The 22008-nt window shown below is 67.9% G+C and carries 18 protein-coding genes and 1 other RNA gene; 10 read left to right on the plus strand and 9 right to left on the minus strand.

The annotated features are described in order from the left end of the window. The first annotated feature begins 168 nt into the window (after positions 1 to 168). The 3 genes from ABD209_RS08835 to ABD209_RS08845 all read left to right on the plus strand — a co-directional run bounded on the left by ABD209_RS08835 (position 169) and on the right by ABD209_RS08845 (position 2342). Positions 169 to 777 (plus strand): CDP-alcohol phosphatidyltransferase family protein, encoded by a 609-nt coding sequence (locus ABD209_RS08835; RefSeq protein ID WP_344065415.1) that lies wholly within the window; start codon positions 169 to 171, stop codon positions 775 to 777. Further along, the gene (locus ABD209_RS08840; RefSeq protein ID WP_344064955.1) at positions 774 to 1292 is read left to right on the plus strand and encodes a hypothetical protein; all 519 of its coding nucleotides are present in this window, start codon (positions 774 to 776) and stop codon (positions 1290 to 1292) included. The genes ABD209_RS08835 and ABD209_RS08840 overlap by 4 nt, the downstream gene beginning before the upstream one ends. 456 nt (positions 1293 to 1748) lie before the next feature. Next, on the plus strand, positions 1749 to 2342 hold the full coding sequence (locus tag ABD209_RS08845; protein ID WP_344064957.1) for a hypothetical protein: 594 nt from the start codon (positions 1749 to 1751) through the stop codon (positions 2340 to 2342). An 814-nt stretch (positions 2343 to 3156) separates the two neighbouring features. On the opposite strand, the gene pulA is transcribed toward ABD209_RS08845, so the two are convergent. The 3 genes from pulA to ABD209_RS08860 all read right to left on the minus strand — a co-directional run bounded on the left by pulA (position 3157) and on the right by ABD209_RS08860 (position 9842). Further along, entirely contained in the window at positions 3157 to 9126 is a 5970-nt protein-coding gene (pulA, locus tag ABD209_RS08850) for a pullulanase-type alpha-1,6-glucosidase (protein ID WP_344064960.1), read from the minus strand. 97 nt (positions 9127 to 9223) lie between these two features. Then, on the minus strand, positions 9224 to 9604 hold the full coding sequence (locus ABD209_RS08855) for a hypothetical protein (protein ID WP_344064963.1): 381 nt from the start codon (positions 9602 to 9604) through the stop codon (positions 9224 to 9226). Beyond that, positions 9591 to 9842, minus strand: coding sequence for a hypothetical protein (locus ABD209_RS08860; RefSeq protein WP_344064966.1), 252 nt, complete (start codon positions 9840 to 9842; stop codon positions 9591 to 9593). Before ABD209_RS08860 ends, ABD209_RS08855 begins: the two co-directional genes overlap by 14 nt. Positions 9843 to 10029: 187 nt before the next feature. Between ABD209_RS08860 and metZ the strand changes: the two genes are divergently transcribed. Beyond that, complete coding sequence (gene metZ / locus ABD209_RS08865; RefSeq protein ID WP_425564637.1) at positions 10030 to 11166, plus strand: O-succinylhomoserine sulfhydrylase; 1137 nt, start codon at positions 10030 to 10032, stop codon at positions 11164 to 11166. A gap of 20 nt (positions 11167 to 11186) precedes the next feature. Here the strand turns inward: metZ and ABD209_RS08870 are convergent, their stop codons facing one another. The 3 genes from ABD209_RS08870 to ABD209_RS08880 form a co-directional block, all read right to left on the minus strand. After that, positions 11187 to 12506, minus strand: coding sequence for a hypothetical protein (locus ABD209_RS08870; protein WP_344064972.1), 1320 nt, complete (start codon positions 12504 to 12506; stop codon positions 11187 to 11189). Next, the gene (locus ABD209_RS08875) at positions 12503 to 12964 is read right to left on the minus strand and encodes a SigE family RNA polymerase sigma factor (RefSeq protein ID WP_344064975.1); all 462 of its coding nucleotides are present in this window, start codon (positions 12962 to 12964) and stop codon (positions 12503 to 12505) included. The genes ABD209_RS08870 and ABD209_RS08875 overlap by 4 nt, the downstream gene beginning before the upstream one ends. Positions 12965 to 13111: 147 nt before the next feature. Further along, positions 13112 to 13891, minus strand: coding sequence for a YaaA family protein (locus ABD209_RS08880; protein WP_344064978.1), 780 nt, complete (start codon positions 13889 to 13891; stop codon positions 13112 to 13114). 91 nt (positions 13892 to 13982) lie between these two features. Between ABD209_RS08880 and ABD209_RS08885 the strand changes: the two genes are divergently transcribed. Next, positions 13983 to 15485 carry an RNB domain-containing ribonuclease gene (locus tag ABD209_RS08885; RefSeq protein WP_344064981.1) on the plus strand — a complete coding sequence of 501 codons (1503 nt, stop codon included), beginning with the start codon at positions 13983 to 13985 and terminating at the stop codon, positions 15483 to 15485. An 18-nt stretch (positions 15486 to 15503) separates the two neighbouring features. Here ABD209_RS08885 and rnpB read toward each other — a convergent pair. Next, positions 15504 to 15893, minus strand: an RNA gene (gene rnpB / locus ABD209_RS08890) — RNase P RNA component class A. 71 nt (positions 15894 to 15964) lie between these two features. On the opposite strand from rnpB, the gene ABD209_RS08895 reads away from it, so the two are divergent. From ABD209_RS08895 to ABD209_RS08905, 3 genes are all read left to right on the plus strand, one after another. Next, positions 15965 to 16624 carry an MBL fold metallo-hydrolase gene (locus ABD209_RS08895; RefSeq protein WP_344064984.1) on the plus strand — a complete coding sequence of 220 codons (660 nt, stop codon included), beginning with the start codon at positions 15965 to 15967 and terminating at the stop codon, positions 16622 to 16624. Further along, positions 16596 to 17135: a hypothetical protein gene (locus tag ABD209_RS08900; RefSeq protein ID WP_344064987.1), complete on the plus strand. Its 540-nt coding sequence runs from the start codon at positions 16596 to 16598 to the stop codon at positions 17133 to 17135. Before ABD209_RS08895 ends, ABD209_RS08900 begins: the two co-directional genes overlap by 29 nt. 93 nt (positions 17136 to 17228) lie before the next feature. Beyond that, entirely contained in the window at positions 17229 to 17414 is a 186-nt protein-coding gene (locus ABD209_RS08905; protein WP_324386283.1) for a hypothetical protein, read from the plus strand. A gap of 4 nt (positions 17415 to 17418) precedes the next feature. On the opposite strand, the gene ABD209_RS08910 is transcribed toward ABD209_RS08905, so the two are convergent. Then, a complete protein-coding gene (locus ABD209_RS08910; RefSeq protein ID WP_324386284.1) occupies positions 17419 to 17607 on the minus strand; it encodes a methionine aminopeptidase in 189 nt (62 codons plus the stop codon). A 52-nt stretch (positions 17608 to 17659) separates the two neighbouring features. Between ABD209_RS08910 and map the strand changes: the two genes are divergently transcribed. Beyond that, a complete protein-coding gene (gene map / locus ABD209_RS08915; RefSeq protein WP_324386285.1) occupies positions 17660 to 18523 on the plus strand; it encodes a type I methionyl aminopeptidase in 864 nt (287 codons plus the stop codon). Between the two features lie 47 nt (positions 18524 to 18570). Here map and panB read toward each other — a convergent pair whose 3' ends face one another. Next, complete coding sequence (gene panB / locus ABD209_RS08920) at positions 18571 to 19431, minus strand: 3-methyl-2-oxobutanoate hydroxymethyltransferase (protein WP_344064992.1); 861 nt, start codon at positions 19429 to 19431, stop codon at positions 18571 to 18573. Between the two features lie 182 nt (positions 19432 to 19613). On the opposite strand from panB, the gene ABD209_RS08925 reads away from it, so the two are divergent. After that, positions 19614 to 21950: an immune inhibitor A domain-containing protein gene (locus ABD209_RS08925; protein ID WP_344064995.1), complete on the plus strand. Its 2337-nt coding sequence runs from the start codon at positions 19614 to 19616 to the stop codon at positions 21948 to 21950. Positions 21951 to 22008 lie beyond the last annotated feature (58 nt).

Consider the following 22008-nt stretch of genomic DNA (forward strand, 5'->3'; position numbering starts at 1 on the left):
GTCCGGGGTCGTGAACGTAGTGTCAGACATGTCGAGGTCTTTCGAGTGGGCAGAGTCGTAACTCCCATCATCGGAAGACCTCGACCCATCAACCCGACACCGACAGGCCCCCACGCCGACAACCGGCTACACCCTCAAATCGGAAGAGCCGGTTATCGTGACTGCGTGATGCGGGCGGGGGAAGTTGAGCCACTGGGCACGGTGGCCAATGTCATCACCGTTGCCCGGACCCTCGCCGGTGTCGGCCTGGGGATAGCGGCGCTGGCCGCGGGCTCGTGGCACCTGCTCATCGCCGCGTATGCCTGCTATTGGATCGGCGATATCTGCGACGGGATCGCTGCCCGCCGGCGTGGTCAGGAAACGATCTTCGGGGCTGTTTTCGATGTCGTTTGCGATCGGGCCTGCACGACGGTGGCGGCAGCGGCATTTGTCGCCCTCGAGCCGCATGCGGCGTGGCCGATCGCGCTCTTCCTCATCCAGTTCTGCATGCTCGATACGATGTTGACGCTGGCCTTCCTCTATTACCCGGGTGTGATCAGTCCCAACTATTTCGCCCGCGTCGATCGCCCGATCTATCAATGGAATTGGTCCCCGCTCGCGAAGGCCGCCAATACGTCCGTCGTTGTCCTGCTGTGTCTGGTCGGCGCGATAGTGCCCGCCCTCCTGTGGGCGGCCGCGATGACCGTCGTGAAGGTGATCTCGCTGCATCGTCTGTATGCGATTCGTCACGGCCGAGTCGAAGCGCGGCCGTCCTCGCCGGGTGCGTCCGCCCCATGATCACCACGCTTCTGGCGGCGATATCCCTCAGCGCAACGAATGCCGTTCCCGTGGCATTCGCCTATGGCATCGGTTCGGCGTTCATCCCGGTGCTCAATGCCGAGGTCTTCGTCGCGGCAGCGGTGGCGGCGATGCGGCACGCCTGGTGGTGGCCGGTCATCGCCCTGGCCCTGGGGCAGACCCTGGGCAAGTGTTTGATGTTCCTCGGGGCGCGGCGGGGCGCGACCTGGTTTCAGGGTCGCGAGCGGCGCCGCGAGGGGCCGGCAGAGCCTGGACCCTGGCGCACCCGGATCGCGCTGTGGAGCCGGCTGATGCTGGAGTTGTTGGACAGGCCTGTGCAGGGCTTTGCCGCGGTGCTCCTGGCCGCGAGTGTCGGCATCCCGCCGCTGGCGGTGGTCAGCGTAGTGGCAGGCACGCGCAAGTTGCCCTTCCCGATCTTCCTGCTCGCTTGCGCCATCGGACGTGTCGGCCGATTCATGACCATCGCCTGGCCGGTGGCTGCGGCCCTGACCTGATGGCGGACCGGCGAGGTTCCTCGCGGTAGCACGAGGGTGATCGTCCTGACCGCGAAACGTGGGTCGTCACAATGTTCCGTGATTTCCCGGTCACTCGTTACCATGACGCCGCCCGCCGTGCTTTTCCGGGCAAACGGCTAACAAGGAAGTTGGAGTCGATATGGCTCGGCAGCGCGGCGCACATGCCGCCCCATCGGCAATGGGTGGTTCGGGGAAATGGGTTGCGGCGGTCGCTGCTTTGGCCGCCACGGGTGGCTTGATCGCCTGGTCACCCTGGAGTTCTTCAGCCTCCGGGGATCCCACGACCAAGGCGGAAGCGACGACCTCGGGCTCGAGCCGCTCGAGCAGCACACCGACCACGAACTCCTCCTCATGTCCCAGTGCCTTCGCGCTATGGGCGGGGGCCGCGGACGACGGGCTGCTCGAGACCGGGTTCGCCGGAAGCGCCGGTGCCGGGTGCCCGATGCCGTAACCGCCGAGTTCACCGCTGCGTCGCCGGAGCAGGCCAAGATCGTCATCGGACCGGCAACGGCACCCACCACCGAAGCGGTGGCCACCTCGCAGGTCGTGCTCGGTATGCCGCGTGAGCTGGCCCGGGCCATCGGTTGGCCGAAGGCCCTTACCCCTGCCACCACCCAGAACCTGCTCAACCGCGATGTGACCTGGAAGAGTCTGGGCCACCCGGACTGGGGGACCTTCCGCATCACGAGCGCCGACCCCACCAAGTCCCTGGTGGGGGCGGTGGGCTTCGGGGCACTGACGACGCTGGCCAATGGAGGAAAATTCCTCACCAAGGCACCGAACTACGCCAATCCCACGAAGGCCGACTACGCCGTCGTGCACTGGGAGCAGCGCATCGAGACCGTCACCGACACCCAGGATGCGGCGGACGCGGCGATGGATGTCGACACCGTCGCGAAGTTTGTGAAGTCGACATCGGCGGTCGTGACGACCGAGCGTGCGGTCATTGCGCACAACCAGGCATTCCGGGCAATCCCTTCGTCGCCGTCCCGCTCCTGGACGGCGCAGCGAGCGTCCCGATTGTCGTGACCCCGGCCGAGTCCGCGGGTGCGGAAGGGGAGGCCTTCACCACATTCCGCACCTCGCCGGCGGGCGCTGCGGCCCTGCGGGACGCGGGCTATCGCAGCCTGATGGGCCAGGAACCGTTTGTCGGGGCAGCGGCCATCGCGCCGACCGCGACCGGGCCATTCCTTTTCACCCAGGAGATGGTCGACGGCATTCACTCCGCGTGGTCGCTGATGCACGCTCGCAACTCCACGCTCGCCGTGATCGACCTTTCGGGTTCGATGCGCTATCCCTTCGGTGACAGCAAGGTCTCCAAGATCGACCTCGTCCGACAGTTGGCGGCCCGGGCCTTCGACCTGGCCTCGCCCCGAGCAAATTCGTCCGTGTGGTTCTTCCACACCGTCGACGGCAAGCCGGTGACCGAGGACACGCTGCCGTTGCAGCGCAATGACACCCCCGTCGGCGGCGGCAAGGTCCACTCCGACGCCATGAAGGCGCAGATCGCGACGGTTCAACCCGGCGGCGGCACTCAGCTCTACCGGGCCGTTCAGGATGCCTTCGGCGAGGCCAACAAGAAGTATGCGGACGGATACCTGAACCAGGTGCTGATCATCTCCGACGGCAACAACGAGGACTCGGGGTCGAGCGTGACCCTGGCCAAGCTGTCGGCCTATGTCAAGGCGAACTACCACAAGGACAAGCCGGTCGTCGTCAACTTCTTCCTCATCGACCCCGGTGAACTTGGGGCCCCTGAAGAAGGTGGCCGCACTGACCGGGGGCATCGCGACGCACGTGACCAAGATGAGCCAGGTTCCCGACGACTTCGCGCAAGCGCTTTTCAGCTCCTGACGTCGGCATCCCGCACGGTCGAGCCCGGAAGGGGCCGTGAGCGCACCGCGCTCACGGCCCCTTCACTATGGCGAGGAGCTACTTCTGCACGAAGACCGCGACTGTCCGGGCCGGAACAGTCGCCGAGCCGGNCCGGGTCGCTGCCGCCAGCTTGCACCGGCGACAGGGCCAACGTCGTGCCGCTCATCCCGGGTACGACCTGAGTGACGGCGTTCGGGGTGGCATTGAACACCACGACCAGGCCTTTGAGCCCTGGGTCGAGGTCCGCGCCCACGGTGTCGTCGATGCGCATGACGATCACCCCGGGCGTGGCGTCCGCGGTGCCGCTGGCCGGGAAGGTGAGCTTCGCCTTGATCGCACCCGTGCTGCCGAGCCGGAAGAGGCGGGTGGAGTAGCGCAGTTCCAGCATCTGCTGGGCCTGGGCGGTTGCCCTGGCAACGTCCTGGGCGGACGGCTTGAGCGCGGCATTGCCCAAGAGCGGCCGCATATACGACCACTTGGCCTCGTTGTCGCCCTTGAGCGGCAGGCCATGGCCAAAGCCGTTGTCGTTGCCGGTCCAGTCGAGCCGGTTGAACCAGTCCCCGCTGTCGTAGGAGTTGCGATCGAGCGACTTGCTGCGCAACAGGTCCGCCCCGGCATGCCAGAAGGACGGCGTCTGCGCGAGCGCGGTCGTCGCCAGCGACAAGGTGTTCATCCGCACACGGTCGGACATCGACGTCGCGACGGGCAGCTTGAAGGTCAAGCTGTCGAAAAGCGTCTCGTTGTCGTGGGCGTCGACATAGGTGATGACTTCGTCGGGGTTGCTGGCATAACCGGCGGGGGAGCCGTTGTAGTCGACCTGTTTGCCGGTGGCGACCTGGCCCGAGGAGTTGAGCCGGAAGCTGAAGTCCTTCAGATTGCCGGCCAGCCCGAGTTGCACCAGGTCGGTGTCGTGCTGGAGGCTCGACGGGGCCCCATCATTGATTGCGGCGCCATTGGGGTCGGTGAACTCACCACTGCCGAAGCCCTGTTTGCGCGGGTCGTCGTCGAAGGGTCCACCGCCGCGGACCGCGTCGCGCAACCGGTCGCTGAAGGTGCCGATATGGGTCCCGCCCAGTTGGCCTTGGGTGGCCTGGGTGAAGAGCGCATTGTTCGCGACTTCACCGAAGTTCCACCCCTCCCCGTAGAGGTAGACCTTGGACCCGTCGACCCCGCTGTTGGCGGTGGTGAGCTTGTTCAGAGCCGCCCGGATCGCGAGCATATTGGCCTTGCTGTGGTGGCCCATCAGGTCGAAGCGAAAGCCGTCGATCTTGTAGTCGCGCGCCCACATGACCACGGCGTCGACCATGATCTGCTGCGCCAGCTGGTGTTCGGTGGCGATGTTCTGGCAGCAGGTCGAGGTGTAGATGTCTCCGCGCGCGTCGAGCCGCTGGTAGTAGTCCGGCACGACCTTGTCCAGCACGCTGGTCGGGGCCAGCCCCGACGTGGGGGTGTGGTTGAAGACCTGGTCGAGGACGACCCGCAGGTTGGCCTTGTGGAGCGCGCCGACCATGGTGCGGAACTCGGCAACGCGCGTGCCGCCGTCGGCCGCCGCGGCGGTCGATGCGTAGCTGCCCTCCGGTGCCAGCCAGTGGAAGGGGTCATAGCCCCAGTTGAAGGCATCGTTGGCGCGGATCGCGTCGATGCAGGCCTGCTGTTGCTCACTGTCCGGCGGGAAGTTGCCCAGGTCACATGCGGGAGTGGTCTGCTTGGCCGGGTCCTCCTGGATCGAGGCGATGTCGAAGGTCGGCAGCAGGTGGATGGTGTTCAAACCGGCGGCAGCGAGGGCCTTGAGGTGCTGCATGCCCTTGCCATTCGTGTTGAACGCGAGATACGAGCCGCGCAACTCTGCCGGCACGCTGGTGTCGCTGATCGAGAAGTCGCGGACGTGGAGCTCGTAGATGGAGGAGTCGACATTCTGCGCAATCCGCGGCTGCGGTGTCCTTGCCCAGACGCTGGGCCGGAAGGCGACGTCCTTGAGGTTGGCCGCGACCGACTTGGTCGAGTTCAGGCTTAGTGCGACCGAGTAGGGGTCGGTGACCTGGACGGTCTCGATGTTCCCGGTGGAGCGAACGTAGACCACGATCTCGTAGAGGTAGCGGGCGTTCTTCACACCGGTCGTCACCGACCAGGACCCGTCTGCGGCGCGCGTCATCGCCGTGCGCTTGGCCGTGCTCAGCGGCGCGTCCCCGGGCGCCGTCGCTGCCCACGTCAGCAGCGTGACCGTCTTTGCCGTCGGCGCCCACACCCGATAGGTGGGGCTGGTGCCGGCGAAGGACGCGCCATACGTGCGCGTCTTGGCGGAGGCGGCGTACAACGCATCCAGGACGTATGCCGTTTGCACCCCCGTCGCGTCGAGTAGCCCGCCCGCATTGGAGTAGAGGGCGACAGCGACTTGACCGCGCAAGATGGTCGGCGCCTTGGCCGCCGTGGTCGACCCCAGGCGCAGGGCGAGATAGCCCTTGAGCTCCGGGCGTGAGGCGGTGACCGAGGAGGGCAGCCCGGCCGGGTCGTAGGCTAGGCCCGCGGACGTGCTGCCCGGCAAGTCCTCGGCGTCGATCGTCATCCCCGCATTCGGTGCCCAGTGCAGTCGCCACTTCAGCAGCGCCGGGTTGGCGCCGTCGGGGACGGCGTCTGCCGGCCACGCCAGCAGGCCGGGCTGCACCCAGAAGGCCCTGGCCGCCTTCAGATTCGGGGCGGCACCCGATGCCGAGGTGGTCACGGTGATCTCGTGGGTCGCGAGGACATAACTGATGGTTACCACGACGCCATCACGAGGCAGGCTGAACGGGACATTGGCGCCGCCGAGCGCGCCGCCGGCCCCGTAGTTCTCGTCCCAGGTGAGGTTGTGGGCGATCTTGAACTCGTAGTCGCCGGCCGGGATCTGGTCGGAGGTCCAGGTGTAGGTGCCGTCACCATCGAGGTCCTGCAGCCAGGGGTTCATGCAGTCCGGCTGCCAGTCGCCGCCCGAGGATCCACCCGTACATCCGAGTTCGGATTGCATCGACCCGGGAGCAGTGATGATCGGCCCCTGGACGTTGCTCGTCACGCCGTGGGTGGCGGGGTCGTAATAGAAGGTGATCTGACCGCCCGGGTGGTGCAGTGCGATGTTGCCGCCGTTCGGCGCGCCGCCCGCTCCGTAGTTCTCGGTCCAACTCTTATTGATGGCCGCCTTGTACTCGTAGTCCCCGGCCGGCAGGTCGAAGGTGCCCTTCCAGATGCCGTCCTTGACATCCAGCGTCAGCTGGTCGAAGGCACAATCAGGCTGCCAGTCGCCCGCATCGGTGCCGGTGCATCCCAACTCAGAGTTGAAGGAGCCGGGCACTGACACGAAGTCGGGCTGCGTCACCGGGCCGATCGACCAGGCAGTGACGCCGGCATCCTTGCCCGGCTTGTCGGACCGGTTACTTCCGGCCACCGGGATGGCCGCCGCCGAACGGGCAGCGATCGAGGAGTCGGCGGGCTGCGTGATGGCGACGGTCGCGCGTTTCGTGCCCTTCGTTCCTGGAGCCGGGACGCCGTCGACAGTGGCATACGAGGACGACGCGCTGTAGTTGCCGCTGGAATCCTTGACCACGACGCGATACTCCAGCAAGGTCCCCGTCGTGAGCCCGGAAACGTCCTGGTAGACGCTGTAGGGCGCCGCGTCATCGGTGCCGATCGTCTGCCACGTGGTCGTTCCGACGGGCCGGTAGGCGAAGGTCGTCTGGGCGAAGGCGTTCTGCGTGGTCGCGGCCGAGATCTGCGCCCGACCCTTGATGACCTCACCGGGCGCCGGCGAGGTCAGGTAGACAGGCGGCGCGGACGTCCGAGCGGCCACCTTCGCGCCGGCCTTGTAGACACGCACGGCGAGTGCCGGGACCGTCACCGACACGCGGCTGCCCGGCCCAGAGGTGAGGGCCGTCCCGCCGAGCAGGGGCGCAAAGCGCACGCCCGTGGTGAAGGTGTCGAAGCTGGCGGACTTGGCGCTGGTCGCATTGTTGACCACGACGAGATATTCGATGCCGCTGGCCCGGTCCACGCGGGAGAAGGCGTAGATGCCGGCGCTGTTGCTGGCATACCGGTGGACCTGTGCGCCATCGGCGAGGGCGGGGTTCGCGGCCCGGAGGGCTGCGAGCTTCGTGAGCTGCTGATAGAGGGGCGCCGTCGTCGCGTATCGGTTGCGGGAGCCGGAGGCGCCGGTGAGGTTGGACTCGCCGGCATACTGCGCGACCTTGGTGGCGAACATGTCCTGCCGGGCATCCTTGTCGCCGCCGGAGCCGATGAAACCCTGCTCGTCGCCGTAGTAGACGACCGGTTGGCCCCGCGTGAGGTACATCAGGGAGTTGGCCAGTTTGACCCGCGCCAGCAGGTCCGCGCCGCTGAAACCCTTGCCCGCGAGCATCATTCCCACACGACCCATGTCGTGGTTGCCGAGGAAGGTCGGGGTCTCGTAGACGTTCGAATCGGTGTCGGTGTACCAGTCATCGGTGCCGAAGAAGTCGCGCAGTGAGGTGGTCTCCTTACCCCCTGCGAAGTTGACGGCATTCGCCTGGAAGCCGAAGTCCAGGGTGGCGGGCAGCCTGCCGGTCGTCGTGTACTGGCTCATCAGCTTCGCGGCGCTCTCGTAGACCTCGCCGAACATGAAGAAGTCGGAGTTGCCGATCGCTGTCGCGTGTTCGAGCACGGCCGGCGCAAAGCGCTGCCAGAACTGCATGTTGACGTGCTTGACGGTGTCGATGCGGAAGCCGTCGATGCCGAGGTCGACCCAGGCGCTGTAGATGTCGGTCATGCCGTCGACCACTTCGGGCCGCTCGGTGAACAGGTCATCGAGGCCGACGAAGTCGCCGTACTCGCTGGACTCACCGGCGAAGGTCGAGTTGCCGCGGTTGTGATACATGGTCCGGTCGTTCAGCCACGCCGGCACCTTGACCGAGGCGTCCGCGGGAGTGCGGAAGGCGGGGGTGTAGGGGAAGGACGTGCCGGGGTCGAGCGTCGGGAAGGTGGTGGCGCCGGCATACGTCTTGTCGTCGAAGGTCTGGCCGGAGGCGTCCTTGTAGGGATAGGCGTCCTTCGAGCGGTAGTCGTCGCTGTGTTCGGCGTAGTCGATGACGTCGGCCGTGTGGTTGGTGATGATGTCGAAGAAGACCTTCATGCCCTTGGCGTGGGCCTTGCTGATCAGCGACTTCATCTCGGCGTTGGTGCCCAGATGGGGGTCGATCTGGGTGAAATCGGTGATCCAGTAGCCGTGGTAGCCTGCGCTGGCGTCGGTGCCGCTGCCCTGGACGGGGCGGTTCTTGAAGCTCGGCGTCAGCCAGATCGCCGTCGTCCCCAGACCCTTGATGTAGTCGAGTTTGTCGGCGATGCCCTTGAGGTCCCCGCCGTGATAAAAGCCCTTGTCGGTGGGGTCGAAGCCGGTGACCAGGCGGTCGCCGCTCAGCCCGCCGCGGTCATTGGCCGTGCTGCCATTGGCGAAGCGATCGGCCATGACGAAGTAGAAGCGTTCCTTGGTCAGCCCATTGCGCAACGAGTTGCCGGCCAGCGCCTTGTCGGCCGCGGTCACCGCACCTGGCAGGTCGGTCGGGGCGAGGCCCACCTTGTGCGTGGTGTCGTCATAGCTGAAGCGCAGTTGCGCGGGACCTTGGATGACCAGGGGCAGGTTGCCGCCACCGGGCCCGCCGTAGCTCTCGTCCCAGCCGTGGTTGATGGCGACTTTGAACAGGTAGCTGCCGGCCGGGACCGTGAAGACCTTCTCGTAGGTCGTGGTTCCCGCGATCGGGGTCAGGTCGGTCGTCGTGCACCCCGGGTCCCAGTCGGCGCCGCAGCCCAGCTCGTCCTGCAACGTGCCGACGAGCGTCGCGGTGCGGTCGGCGGCCGTCGCCTGCGCGACATGGGGGCCGGCCAGGCCGAACACGGCGAGGGCGAAACCGAGAACGGCGGCGATTGACCTGCGACGTTGCATAGTCGCTCCTTGATCGGGGAAGCTGTCGTCGTCACCCTAGTGCAATCACCGACAACGGCACCCCGAGCGACCGGGCACTATCCGGTCCGTCGGCAGGTCAGGGCACGACCGTGCGTCGCATTACCCAGCGCCACTTCGCAATCCGACGATCGCGGGTGAACCCAAGGTCGGCGAATAAGGTCTCGGGACCGGTGTGGAAGTAGGCGCCACGCTGTGGTGCGCGACCATCGACCTGCTCGGGATAGGCCTCGACGATCCCTCCACCGGCGGCGGCTATCTCGTGCAGCGCAGCGTCGACGGCGGCCCGGGCCACCCCGCGACCCCGCTGCCTGCCGGTGGTGAAGATGCACCCGATCCGCCAGGCCGGCAGTTCCGTCACGTCCTTCTCGTAGGCCTTGACGTTCTTGATATTCGGCAGCTCGGCCGGCGAGCCGAACTGACACCAGCCAATGCAGGCGTCGCCCTCATAGACAAGCACATTGGTGCACTATCCCGCGCTCGACGAGAGACTTCTTGGCGGCCCGGTTGCCCTCCGGGCTGCCGGCCGAGAAGCCTTCGGGGTGGAATCCCATGCACCAACAGCCGCCCCACACGCCATGGTTGGTCTCGACGAGTGCGGCGAAATCGGGCCACGTCTCAGCGGTGAGCAGGCGGGTTGTCAACTGCCCGGGTACGGGCGAGTCACCCACGGTCAGGCCTTGCCCAAGCGTCCACACGTCCTATCCTGCCCCTCCCGGCCGGCCCGTCGTTTCCAGCCGCGCCAGCACTAGTGCCCGTATGCCGTGTGCTGCGCTCGCGGACACCTCACCGAGTTGTCGGTGGGACTTTGTAGAGTCGCTGATCGTGACCACGACCTCGAACGATCGGCAACTCCACCGCGACACCCTGGCGGTGCGTGGTGGCATGCGTCGCAGCCAGTTCGAGGAGACGGCCGAGGCGATGTACCTGACCTCCGGCTACGTCTACGCCAGCGCGGAAGAGGCCGAGGCGACCTTCAAAGAGGAGATCGAACGCTTCTCCTATTCGCGGTACGGCAACCCGACTGTCGCGATGTTCGAGGACAGGCTGGCTCTCCTCGAAGGCGCGGAGGCGGCATACGCCACGGGGACCGGGATGGCCGCGGTGTTCGCGGCGCTCGGCGGCCTGTGCGGTGCCGGCGACCGGATCGTCGCCAGCAAGGCACTCTTCGGCACGTGCTACACGATCTGTGCGCAGGTGTTGCCGCGCTGGGGCGTCGAGGCGGTCTTCGTCGACGGCAGCGATCTGAACGCGTGGCGCGAGGCGCTCTCGGTGCCGACCACGGCGGTCTTCTTCGAGACCCCCAGCAATCCGACGATGCAGTTGGTCGACATCGCCGCCGTGTCCGAGATCGCCCACGCGGCCGGTGCTCAGGTCGTTGTCGACAATGTCTTCGGCACGCCGGTCTTCTCCGCGCCGCTGGCCCACGGCGCGGATGCCCTCGTCTATTCGGCGACCAAGCACATCGACGGCCAAGGGCGCACCATGGGTGGCGCGGTGCTCGGTTCGGCGCAGTTCGTCACAGAGATCGCCCAGCCGATGATCCGCAATCTCGGGCTGGCGATGTCGCCGTTCACGGCGTGGGTGCTCGTGAAGTCGTTGGAGACCCTGGACCTGCGAATGGCCAAGCAGGCCGACAACAGCCTGCAGGTCGCGCAGTGGCTGGAGGCCGATGAGCGGGTGGCTCAGGTGTGCTACCCGTGGCTCGCCTCGCATCCCCAGGCTGACCTCGCGCGCCGCCAGATGACCGGCGGCGGGTCCGTCGTGACCTTCACGCTGAACGCCGACAAGGCCGCAACTTTCCGCGCGATGAATGCCCTGCAGATCGTCGACATCTCCAACAATCTCGGCGATTCGAAGTCGTTGATCACCCATCCCGCGACGACGACGCATTTCCGGATCCCCGAGGAGGAGCGCCTGAGCCTGGGCATCACCGAGGGGACGATGCGCCTGTCGATCGGGCTGGAGGACCCGCGCGATCTCATCGCCGATCTGGACAGGGCCTTCGCCCAGCTGGCCTAAGGAGCGGCCTGGAACGAGCCTCAGCCGAGGATGCCCCGGAAATAGGGCGCGACCTCGGCGACGTCCGGCCCTGGCCCGATGACATAGGCCCTGATCCCGCCCTGGTCCTTCGCCCAGGGCGCCATCAAAGCCTTGGTGACGGACAGCGGCACGAAGCCGCCGGGCTCGGTGCCCGCGACGGGGACGATCAGCTGGGCACCCTGCATCAGATCCCACCGGGTGGTCTGCGTCCCTGCGGCATCCTGCCCGTGCAGGCCGATGCGCACGCTCGCCGTATGCCCGTATGCGCTTATCACGGTTCTCGCCGTCTTCCCCGACGCAGCGGCCGCGGTGGCCTTGCGGTAGTCCGTGGCCTCCTGGGCGGACGGCGTCGTCGAGAACAGCAGGCTCGGCGAGTTCCGGGCCGTGTTTGCGAGGTCGTAGACGCACACCGACAGACTCTCGGCGGACGTGATGGTCGTGGCCGATGGGCTCTGACCGGATGGCGGATCGGCGGCACAACCGTTGGCGTCGATCGCCACCTCCCGAGCCGACTCAAGGATGCGGTGCCGCAGATCGGTGTCCTTGCCGAAAACGGTCACGGTCACCTCACCGACCGCGCGGGTCTCGCGCACCACGCCATCGCCATACGTCTGCGTGCCCACGTCAACGGGCGCGCCGAGCCAGGCGGCGTCGACGACTGGGTGGGAGTCGGGCCCGCCGTCGCCGCAGGCGTCGGTCATCATCACCGGCCGACCGACGTATGGCGTGTTGTCCGGCACGAACTCGTCGGTGGAACTGCCCGGCACAGTGAAAGCCCGCAGGCCGCTGCAGTCCATCCGGCCGCCACCATTCCATTCCGGCGTGGTCGGCGTGCCTCCCCAGCCCCACTCGGCAGGCACCCAGATTTGCACCCCGCCATAGGACTCGGGCCGCCAATCCGCCGGTATGCCGTTCGGTCGCGTTGCGCCATCGGCTCCGGTCGCGCTCGCCGCTCCTGTCGCTGACGCCGACCCGCCCAGTGCCGCCGTCGGGTCGGCCGGTGCGGCCGGACCGCGCCATTGCGCAGCGACCGGGATGGCGATGACGGCGGCGGCGACGGCGGCGGGCACGGCCCAGCGCCATGGCGAGCGGGTCGAGCGGGTGCGGCGGGTCGGCAACTCCACCCCTGTGCCGCCCGGGCCACCCCAGCCACCCGCGGCGGCCTCGGCAGCGTCGTTAGCCAGGTCGGCCGCGCTGCGCCCCGCTTTCGTCGCGGTCCGCGGCAACCGCTGGGTCAGCTGCACGGGGGCATCGGCGGCGTGGTGGGTCAGGCCGGCGCGGAAGATTCGCTTCAGGTCGTCATCGTCATAGGTGGTCATCGGTCCTCCTCGGCCAACAAGGTGCGCAGCGCGATCAGCGCGCGATGGATGGGCGATCGGGCGGTCGCCGGCCGGCAGCCGAGCATCCGGGCGATCTCGTCGTAGTCCAGGTCCTCGGAGAAGCGCAGCACCACGGTAGCGCGCTGCTGCGGTGGCAACTGGGCACAGACCCGCCAGACCGCGTCCTGCTCGATCAGGCGCGTGCCATGGTCCGGGTGGTCCAGCACTGCCGGCTCAGCGACGACGACCTGACGCTTGCCGAAGCGGCGCCACGCCGAGATGCGGGCATTGGCGATGGCCCGCCGCACATACGCATCGGCGTCGCCCGGTGACTCCAGTCGCTCCCAGCGCTCGAATGCGCCGGCCAGCGCGCTCTGCACCGCATCCTGCGCGGCCGTCGCCGACCCCGTGACGAGATGCCCGAAACGCAGGAACGCGGGCAGACGGGACGCACCCACGTTTCGAACGTCAGCCCCTCCACGCCGGTCCCCATGCCGTATGCACGCCCGAGCACCGGTTCCTGTTGCACGCGCAGGGCGCAAATGTCCGCCGCACCTGCGGCGCGCGCCCCACGACGGTGGGGTGCCAGCCCGCCCCGCCACGCCTCACCGCGGCAGGGCGTCCAGCACCCACGGCCGGCCCGCGCGCTCGGGGCCGGTCAACGAAACGTCGAATTCCGCCGCCAGCAGGTCCACCAGCGCCGCCGGCCGCCGGGGGTCGGCGGGACTCTCGCACAGTGCTCGAGCCACCAGCCCGCGGGTGTGCTTGGCCCAGTGACTGGCCCCGGGCACGCGCACCGCGACCCAGCGGCCGGCGAGCGGCCCGCTGGGGGCCCAGGTCGCGGCATACGGGCCCGACCGGCAGTCGACGATCAGGCCAGGACCGGCGGCGGGTGCGAGCACGGCGTCCAAAGCCGCCTTCCACCGGTTTGTGGGGCGTCCGGCCCCCGGCAGGTCAGCGTCGATCGCGGTCCGGTAGGGCGCGATTCGGTCGCCCGGGCGGGTCACGCCGTAGACCGCCGAGGAGATGAGCAGGCGGCGTGCGGCTCGCCGGCGGCCCGCGGGGGAGAGGGTGGCCCAGGACAGCGCGTCATACAAAACGCCCGTGTAGATCTCGATCGCGGGCTTGGCGGGTGCGACCCGGAGGCGCAGGTTGGCATCGACTTCCGCGCCGAGCGTCGCCGGCACGCCGAGCACCTCCATCGCGTCCGGCAGACGGGATGCGTCGATCAGCCCGTCGATGATCTCCTCGCGCACACCCGTCAGCGCGGGGAAGGAGAGCGATTCGAGCCGCATCGGCGTTCCCCGTCGCGAGCGGGCCTTGGTCTCCGAGGGGGGCAACAGGATCAGCACGTGCCCGAGTATGCCCAGGGGCGCGGTGCGCACGGCTTACCCCGCGTTCGCAACGGATATTTTCCCGTGCGAACGAGGGGTTTGTGGCATCGGGCGGGAAACCTGCACCGATAGGTTGGCCGTCATGACCGAGCAGCCGATGCGGACGCGATTCAGCGACGAGGGCATCACCCAGGTGCTCGGGGACGATCGGCTCCGGGCACGCTTCGCGGCGATCCGCGCAAGCTTCGAGGTGCCCGAGGATTTTCCCGAGGCGGTCCTCGCGGAGGCCGACGCGGTGGTCACGGCCCCCCTTGATCGGCCCGAGCGCGACGAGAGCGCCATCCCGTTCCTGACCATCGACCCACCCGGCTCGATGGATCTCGACCAGGCCCTGCACATCGAGCGCGCCGAGGGCGGCTTCCGGGTGCGCTACGCCATCGCCTATCTGCCGGCGTATGTCGCGCCAGGCGGGGCCATCGACGCCGAGACGCGCGAGCGCGGGCAGACGATCTACTGCCCCGATGAGCGGACGCCCCTGCATCCGACCCAGCTCAGCGAGGGCGCGGCCAGCCTGCTCCCGGGGCAGGTCCGGGCGGCATACGTCTGGGACATGCACGTGCGTGACGACGGCGAGGGCGACGCCGTCGAGGTCTACCGGGCCCTGGTCCGCAGCGTCGATCGCTTCGATTACGCCCAGGTGCAGGACCTGATCGACGGCGGCACCGAGGACGAGCGTCTTCTGCTGCTGAAGGAGGTCGGGGAGCGGCGGATTGCCTTCGAGCAGCGTCGCGGGGGGGCCAGCCTGCCGATGCCGGAGCAGGAGGTCACCCAGGATGCCGAGGGTCATTTCGTCCTGGGCTTTCGGCCCCCGCTGCTCGTGGAGGAATGGAACGCCCAGATCTCCTTGATGACGGGCATGGCGGCGGCCGAGTTGATGGCCACGGGGGGCATCGGGATCCTCCGCACGCTGCCCGACCCCGACCCGGGCGCGGTGTCCCGCTTCCGGCGGCAGGCGCACGCGCTCGGTATCGTGTGGCCCAAGGACGAGCCCTATGGCGCCTTCCTTCGCCGTCTCGACCGGACCGATCCCAAGCATCTGGCGCTGATCTACGACGCGACCTCGCTCTTTCGCGGGTCCGCCTATCAGGCCTTCGACGGTCAGTTGCCCGACCACCCCGAGCACGGCGCGCTCAACGCGATCTACGCCCACGTCACCGCTCCGTTGCGCCGGTTGGTCGACCGCTTCGGGCTGGCCGTCGCGGAGGCGCTCTCGCAGGGTGGCGAGGTGCCGGCCTGGGCGCGCGAGGCCCTGCCCGGCCTGCCGGCCGTCATGGCCGAGTCGGGCACCCGAGCCAGCGGCGTCGAGCGGGCCTGCACGGATGCGGTCGAGGCCGCCGTTCTCGAGCCCCGGGTGGGTGAGAAGTTCGAGGCCGTGGTCGTCGACAGCCTCGCCAAGGGCCGCCTCCTGCTGCAGTTGACCGATCCCGCGGTCGTCGCCTCGGCCAAGGGGCAGGCCGAGATGGGTGCCGTCGTCACGGCCCAGCTGGTGCGCGCCGAGGTCGAGACCGGCGCCGTGGGCTTCGAGCTCGTCCCCGCGTCACGTGCCGCGAACAACGGGCCGGAGGATTCACGCCCTGGGTTCTGAGCGGCATACGGCAGGTGGTGGAAGAGTCGGCCGATACGCCGGATTCTGTTCCCGCGCCGCGGAATCCGCGACACGGGCGACGGTCATCCATCTCGGGTCGCCGTTGCCGACGACCTCTTGCGTCCTACCCGTGTGCTCGGGCGGGCCGCCCTCGAACGCACACTGTTCGGACTTGCTCCCGGTGGGGTTTACCGAGCCGGCCTGGTCACCCAGGCCGCTGGTGGTCTCTTACACCACCCTTTCACCCTTACCGCACCCAGCACGTATGCCGTGTGCGGCGGTCTGCTCTCTGTGGCACTGTCCCGCGGGTCACCCCGGGTGGCCGTTAGCCACCACCGCGCCCGACGGAGTCCGGACGTTCCTCGGCCGCGGCCCAGGGGCCGCGGACGCGACCGCCTGGCCGACTCTTCCGCCCGTAATGATAGGTGCCCGCCATGGGCGGCCGAGATCGCGCCGAGCCCACATTAGGGTTGGCGGGTATGAGGCTGACCCACCTGGGCCATTCGTGTGTCCTGATCGAGATTTCCGACGCCCGCATCCTCACCGACCCGGGTGCCTTCACCCCGGACCTGACGGGGATCACCGGGCTCGACGCCGTGATCATCACCCACCAACACCCCGACCACTTCGACCAGGCCCGGCTGCCCGCCTTGATGAAGGCCAACCCGCACGCCCGCCTGATCTCCGACTCCGAGAGCCTGATGGTCCTCGGTGGGCTCGGCCTAGATGCCACCGGCCACGACGCGAGCACCGCCAAGATCGGCGAGGTCCACGTGACCCCGATCGGCAAGCAACATGCCCTGATCAACGACGCAGTGCCCCGGGTCGCGAATGTCGGTGTCCGGCTGGAGGCCGAGAACGAGCCGACGATCTATCACCCCGGCGACACCCTCGATGAGGATCCCGGCCGGGTCGACATCGTCCTGTTCCCGCTCAACGCCCCCTGGCAGCTGGCGCGCGATATGGCGGCTTTCCTCAAGCGGATCAACGCCCCGACCGCGGTGCCCATCCACGACGGTCTCCTGCGCAAGAACGGGCGCGACATCTACCTCGACCACGCTCGCAGTTTCGGCAACCGCTCCACCGAGATCCTCGACCTCGCCGGCGAAGGTGAGTACGTCGTTCGACAGGACCTCTGAGCCGGCCGCTCCGCCCCCGGTCCTTGCGCCCCTGCTGCCACGCCAGGCCCGGGTGTTGCTCCTCGGTGTCGATCTGGCCCCGTTGGCAGGCCGGCTGACGACAAGTAGCGCCCATTGCCTGCTTCTCGACATCGATGCCGACGCGCTGCGTGGCCTGCACCTGAACGCACACACGCAACCGGTCGTCGGCGACCCGGGGCGGCTGGCTATCGGCGGCCGAACCGTCGATCTCATCGTCGCCGGCGACCAGGCCAGGCGCCTACCTCGGGCCACGCTCGCGGGCGCGATCGCCGGGTGGTCCGGACACCTGCATCCGGGCGGTCACCTGGTCAGCGCGATCGTCCGCGCACCCACGACGGCATCAGTGCCGGCCGACCGGCTCGGCGAAGCGGCATACGACCGGCTGTGCGAAGCGGCGGATCTTGCCTATCTCGCGCGCTACTCCGACCTGGATGGCGGGCCCTTCCACGACGGGGCCCCGTTCGCCGTCAGTGTGCACCGCAAGCGCTGACCGCCGTGGAAGAAGCGGGGACGTGGCGCATTCCACGTCCCGCACCGCGGAACATGGCACGCGGCACGACTTAGGGTCACCTAAGCTGGTGTCGTGCCGAAGACGCGGTCGGTCGCCGCCAAGAAGAAGTGCTGCAAGGACAAGCCGCGCTGCAAGAAGTGCCCCGTCACGCTCAAGCGCCTGACCGAACTCGGGTATGCCGAGCGGGAGGACAAGCGCACCTACAGCGTGCTGACGACGGTGCCGGCCAAGGCGCTCAAGATCGCCCGCCAGCGCTGAAGCGTCAGTCCTCGAGCCCCTGCTCGTCCCACGCCCGGTCCTCGTCGTCCCAGGCCTTGGTGCGGGCAGCGGCGCTCTCCAGTGCCTTTGCGGCCTCGTCCTGCGTCGCATAGGGACCCATCAGGTCATCGCCCTGACTCTTGTTCTCGTCGGACTCAACCTGACCGCTGACGACGTTGTACCAGAAGGCCACGGGGGGCTCCTTTCGCGTGATCGCGCACCGGCGCGTGCTTAGACTCCACCGTATGCCGCTGACCTACGCAAGTGTGACTCCGGGCGTGATCTCTGCGCGCCGGCCCGTCCCGGGGGCCATCGCTCGCCCCGAGTATGTCGACCGGCCGGCACCCGCGCGCTACACCGGGCCCGAGGTCAAGGACGCCGAGACGATCGAGAAGATGCGGATCGCCGGCCGGATCGCCGCCCAGGCGATGGCGGCGGCGGCAGCGGCCATCGCCCCGGGCGTGACGACCGACGAGATCGACCGGGTCGGGCACGAGTTCCTCCTTGACCATGGCGCCTACCCCTCGACCCTCGGCTACCGCAGCTTCCCCAAATCGCTGTGCACCTCGGTCAACGAGGTGATCTGTCACGGCATCCCGGACTCGCGCCGGCTCGAGCAGGGCGACATCGTCAATATCGACATCACCGCCTTTATCCACGGCGTGCACGGCGACACCGATGCCACCTATGCCGTCGGCGAGATCGACGAGGAATCCCGGCTGCTCATCGAGCGCACCCATGAGGCGATGATGCGCGGCATCAAAGCCGCCACCCCGGGCCGCGCGATCAATGTCATCGGCCGGGTGATCGAGTCGTATGCCCGCCGCTTCGGTTACGGCGTCGTGCGCGACTTCACCGGCCACGGCATCGGCACGGCCTTCCACAGCGGCCTGATCGTGCCGCACTACGACGCCGCGCCGCACTATGCGACGCTGATCGAGCCCGGTATGACGTTCACCATCGAGCCGATGCTCAACCTCGGCACGCACGAGTGGGAGATGTGGGACGACAAGTGGACCGTCGTCACGGGGGACCGCCGCCGCTCCGCTCAGTTCGAGCACACGATTCTCATCACCGAGCGCGGCAACGAGATCCTCACCCTGCCCTGAGCGGGACCGCCGCGTGCACGCCGCGCAAGGGGTCTTAGGCGATGGAGTCACTCCCAGAAGGAGTGCTCCTCGGCCGGGAAAGTGCCGGCGGCCACGTCGGCGGCATACGCGCGGGCCGCGTCGGTCAGGGTGCCGCGCAGGTCGGCATACTTCTTGACGAAGCGGGGCGCGCGGCCACCGCGCAGGCCGGCCATGTCCTGCCAGACGAGTACCTGGGCGTCGCAGTCGGGCCCGGCGCCGATCCCGATCGTCGGGATGTGTAGCGCCTCGGTCACCGCCCTCGCCCCAGGCGCGGGGACCATCTCCATGACGACCGCGAAGCACCCGGCCGCCTCCAGTGCCAAGGCGTCATCCATCAGCTTCTCGGCGCCCGCACCGCGCCCCTGAACCCGGTAGCCGCCGAGCACGTGCTCGCTCTGCGGGGTGAAGCCGATGTGCCCCATGACCGGTATGCCGGCCCGCACCAGCAACTCGACCTCGGGAACCATGGCGGCGCCGCCCTCGAGCTTGACGGCGTGGGCTAGGCCCTCCTTCATGAAGCGGGTCGCGGTGGCGAGGGCCTGTTGCGGGCTGGCCTGATAGGAGCCGAACGGCAGATCGGCGACAACCATCGCGTGTTTGGCGGCGCTGGTAACCGCGCGACACAGCGGCACCAGGTGGTCGACAGTCACCGGGACAGTGGTCTCGAAGCCGTAGACATTGTTGCCGGCGCTGTCGCCGACCAGGAGCACAGGAATGCCGGCCTCGTCGAAGATCTCGGCGGCATACATGTCGTATGCCGTGAGCATCGCCCACTTCTGCCCCTTCTCCTTCATCGACAGCAGATGGGGGATGCGCACCCGGCGCTGCGGTGCCGCCTGGGCGCCGGTGCCATAGGGGGCGGTGGTCTCGGGGGCTGGCGTCGTCATACGCCCGATCCTAGGGTCGGCAGGAAATCAGTCGCGTGCTAGCGGCCCTGGACCGCTCGTCATTGCGATAGAACACCCTGGCGAGCAAAATTGTCGTTACCCCAGGGTAGATATCCGCGGCTCTTCGTGCTTGCCTAAGACCGGTCGCCTACCGACGACCAAAATTCCATGGGAGGAAGCACGTGAAGAGACGGCACGTGGGAGCAGTGTCAGGGGTCGCGGTCGCCGCGGTTGCCCTGGCCCTTGCCCCGTCGAGCGCACAGGCCGGGTCATCGCCGGCCGCGTCGCCGAAGGACAGCAGCATCAAGTTCCGCCCGGGTGGGGACTCGCTCCCCAACCCGCTCGCCGACGCGCAGGCCAAGTTGCGCCAGGACGCGGTCGCCAAGCTGCTCAGCGGCCAGGCCACCCTCGAGGGCAGCGGCGCGAACCGCACCATCAAGATCCCCGGCAGCACCGCCCCGGAGGCGCGCGGCACTGCCGCCGCGAAGGGCCGCTGGGTCTGGTACCCGACCAACCGGGAGGAGACGATCTTCTCCATCCTCACCAATTTCGGGTCCAAGACGATGGCGGCCACCGGTGGCTCGGCCGGCCCGATGAAGAACCAGATCCCGAAGCCGGACCGCAACTGGGACGGCAGCGCGACCGACGACAACAGCACCTACTGGGTCGACGACTTCAACCGCGCGCACTACCTGAACATGATGTTCGGCAAGGGCGAGTCGTTCAAGGACTTCTACCTCAAGCAGAGCCAGGGCCGCTTCCTGGCCAAGGGCGACGTCTCCGACTGGGTCACCGTCCCCTACAACGAGGCCCGCTACGGCCATAACCCGGTGGCCGGCGACGGCACGTCCGAGGCTGACGGTTACTGGAACTACGTCAAGGACACGGGCAACTCCTGGTACGACGCGCAGAAGCAGGCCGGCAAGACTGACGCCCAGATCAAGACCTATATCAAGCAGTTCGACAAGGTCGACCGTTACGACTACGACGGTGACGGCGTCTATAACGAGCCGGACGGCTATATCGACCACTTCCAGGCCATCCACGCCGGTGAGGGCGAGGAGGCCGGTGGCGGCGCTCAGGGCGAGGACGCCATCTGGAGCCACCGCTGGTATGCCTTCTCCACCGACTACGGCAAGACCGGCCCGGCCTTCAACAAGGCCGGCGGCACGCAGATCGGCAACACGGGCATTTGGATCGGTGACTACACCACCGAGCCGGAGAACGGCGGCCTCGGGGTCTTCACGCACGAGTTCGGTCATGACCTCGGCCTGCGCGATTACTACGACACGGCCGACGGCACCGGCATGGGCAACAGCACCGCCTTCTGGACGCTGATGTCCTCGGGTTCGTGGCTAAACAAGGGCGGCGACTCGATTGGCACCACGCCCGGCTACATGGGCCCCCACGAGAAGCTGCTGCTCGGCTGGCTCGACTACGACCTGGTGACCTACGGCCAGAACCGCGACGTCCGCGTCGGCATCGCCAACAAGGACGGCGAGCAGTTGCCGCAGGCCGTTGCTGTGCTCCTGCCGAAGAGGCAGCACGTCGAGGTCTACAACACCCCGTATGCCGGTGCCAGCGAGTGGTGGAGCGGGTCTGGTGACAACCTGCAGAACACCATGTCGCGTTCGCTCGATCTGACTGGCGCCAGCACCGCGTCGGTCTCGGCGATGATGTGGGCCGAGATCGAGGAGGGCTACGACTACCTCTACGCCGAGGCCTCCACCGACGGTGGGAAGAACTGGAATACGGTCTGGAGCTACACGGGCGTCAACCCGAAGTGGGCCCCGGTCACCATCAGCCTCAACGCCTACGCGGGCAAGAAGATCGACTTCCGCTTCCGCTACGGCACCGACGGCGGTCTCGCCGAAGCCGGCGCCTTCCTTGACAATATCGTCGTCAAGAAGGGCTCCACCACGATCTTGACCGATGGCGCCGAGAACGGCGACAACGGCTGGACGCTGAACGGCTTCAAGCGGACCACGGGCACCGAGACCGTGCTCTCGACGAACTACTACCTCGCCGAGAACCGCGTCTACAACGGCTACGACGCCACCTTGCGGACCGGCCCGTACAACTTCGGCTGGTCGAACACCAAGCCCGACTGGGTGGAGCGGTTCCCCTTCCAGAACGGTCTGCTCGTCTGGTACGTCGACAACTACTACGCCGACAACAACACCTTCGCCCACCCGGGCTCGGGCTTCGCCCTTCCGGTCGACGCCCGTCCGGCCCTGATGGCCATCGCGGGCAGCCCTCTGACCAACCGGCGCAGCTCCTACGACGCCACCTTCGGCGTGGAGAAGACCGACGCGGTGACCCTGCACAAGAACGGCATCGCGCGGACCTGGCCGTCCGTGATGGGCATCCGGACCTTCGACGACACCAACCCCAACAAGTACTGGAGCGCGGGCAACCCGCAGAACTCGGTCAAGGTTGCGGGTACGGGCACGAAGATCACCGTTGCCAAGTCCAACAGCTCCGGCTGGGTCCTCGACCTGCAGGTGCGCACCAAGTAGGCCGCCTCCCGGCCGAGCGGGTGGGCATCGCCCGAGCGGCCGAACGGCATACGTCACG

It is taken from the genome of Nostocoides vanveenii, assembly GCF_039531165.1.
GTDB lineage: Bacteria > Actinomycetota > Actinomycetes > Actinomycetales > Dermatophilaceae > Nostocoides_A > Nostocoides_A vanveenii.